Raw genomic sequence first — 1,413 nt, forward strand, 5'->3', positions numbered from 1 at the left:
GGTTCACGAAGATCGACACGACGGTCGTCGAGCCCGGGATGCCGCGCGCACGTCGCATCAGCTCGCGGTGCCCCTCGTGCAGGGCGCCCATGGTCGGTACGAGGTTCACCCGGCGCCCGCTGCCGCGCAGCGCCTTCGTCACGCGGCGCAGGGACGCCGGGTCCTCGTGGACGGTCAACGCGTCCTGGGCGTACCGGGGTCGGCCACGGCCGGCCATGTCGTGCGTGCGCAGGCTGGAGGGGCGGGTCACGGCGTGGGCCTCTCGAGGGCGTGGACGATGTTCGTGGAGTCCTCGGGGCCGATCAGCCCGCGCTCCAGGGCGCGTTCGGCGGTCCGCTTGGCGAGGGCCCGGTAGAGGTCGGCCGACGCGGGGGCGCGCCGATCGAGGTGGCGCAGGTGGGTCGCGACGGTGCCGGCGTCCCCGCGCACGACCGGCCCCGTCAGCGCCCGGTCGCCGAGCCGCAGCGCGTTGTCCAGCGCCGCCGAGAGCAGAGGGGCGAGCACGCGCTCGGCCGGCTCGATGCCTGCGTTCGTCAGGATGTCGACGGCCTCGCGCACGAGCGTGATCAGGTGGTTCGCCCCGTGCGCGAGGGCCGCGTGGTAGAGCGGGCGCAATTCCTCGGGGACGCGCACCGGTTCCGCGCCGATCTCGACGACGAGGGCCTCGCCCACCAGCCACGCCGCCTCGGCGTCCTCGCTCCCGGACTCCCCCGCGGTCACCCCGACGCACGCGCCGGCGAGCCGGGGGACGTCCTCGGCCCGGCCGGTGACGGTCATGGCCGGGTGCAGTGCGATGGGCAGGACGTCGTGCTCGGCGGCGGGGCCGAGGACGCCGACGCCGTGCGCGCCGCAGGTGTGCACGAGGATCTGGCCCGGGCGCAGGCACCCCGACGCCGCGAGACCGCGGACGAGCCCGGGCAGGACGTCGTCGGGGACGGCGAGCAGGGCGAGGTCGGCGCGGCGCACCACCTCGTCGGGCGGGAGGATCTCCGCGTCCGGCAGCAGCGCCTCGGCCCGGGCGCGGGAGGCCCGGGACACCGCGGACGCGGCGACGACCCGGTGCCCGGCGCCGGCGAGCGCAGCGCCCATCACGGCGCCGACGCGCCCGGCGGAGACCACCCCGACGTCGAGGCGGGCGGGTCGGGGCGCGGCCGGGACCGGCCCGGCGTCGTTGCCGGAGGCGCTCACAGGGACACCCCTCACAGGTCGTCGTTCCCGTCCCGCGGCGCGGGTACCGGACGATGCGCCCGCGAGGGTAGACGCGGGCGGACCGGACGGGCCGTGCAGGTGAGCGGCTTCACCGTGCTCGGCGGGGTGGTGACGCGGCGGCGTCGGTGCGCTGCGGCCGGCGCGGCTCCTCCACCCCGCGCCGGCGCGGCTGCCCACCGCGCGAGGGGCACACCACGCATCCCC

2 protein-coding genes are annotated in these 1,413 nt (G+C 77.8%); both read right to left on the reverse strand.

Features of this window, described 5'->3' with window-relative positions; genetic code table 11:
• Nucleotides 1–232 (reverse strand): pantoate--beta-alanine ligase (locus AC0CYZ_RS24345; RefSeq protein WP_472220126.1); only part of this gene is annotated, 232 nt, incomplete at its 3' end.
• Between the two features lie 14 nt (nucleotides 233–246).
• Complete coding sequence (locus tag AC0CYZ_RS24350; protein ID WP_472220124.1) at nucleotides 247–1,188, reverse strand: Rossmann-like and DUF2520 domain-containing protein; 942 nt, start codon at nucleotides 1,186–1,188, stop codon at nucleotides 247–249.
• Between the last annotated feature and the right edge of the window lie 225 nt (nucleotides 1,189–1,413).

Source organism: Actinomycetospora sp. (assembly GCF_055612215.1).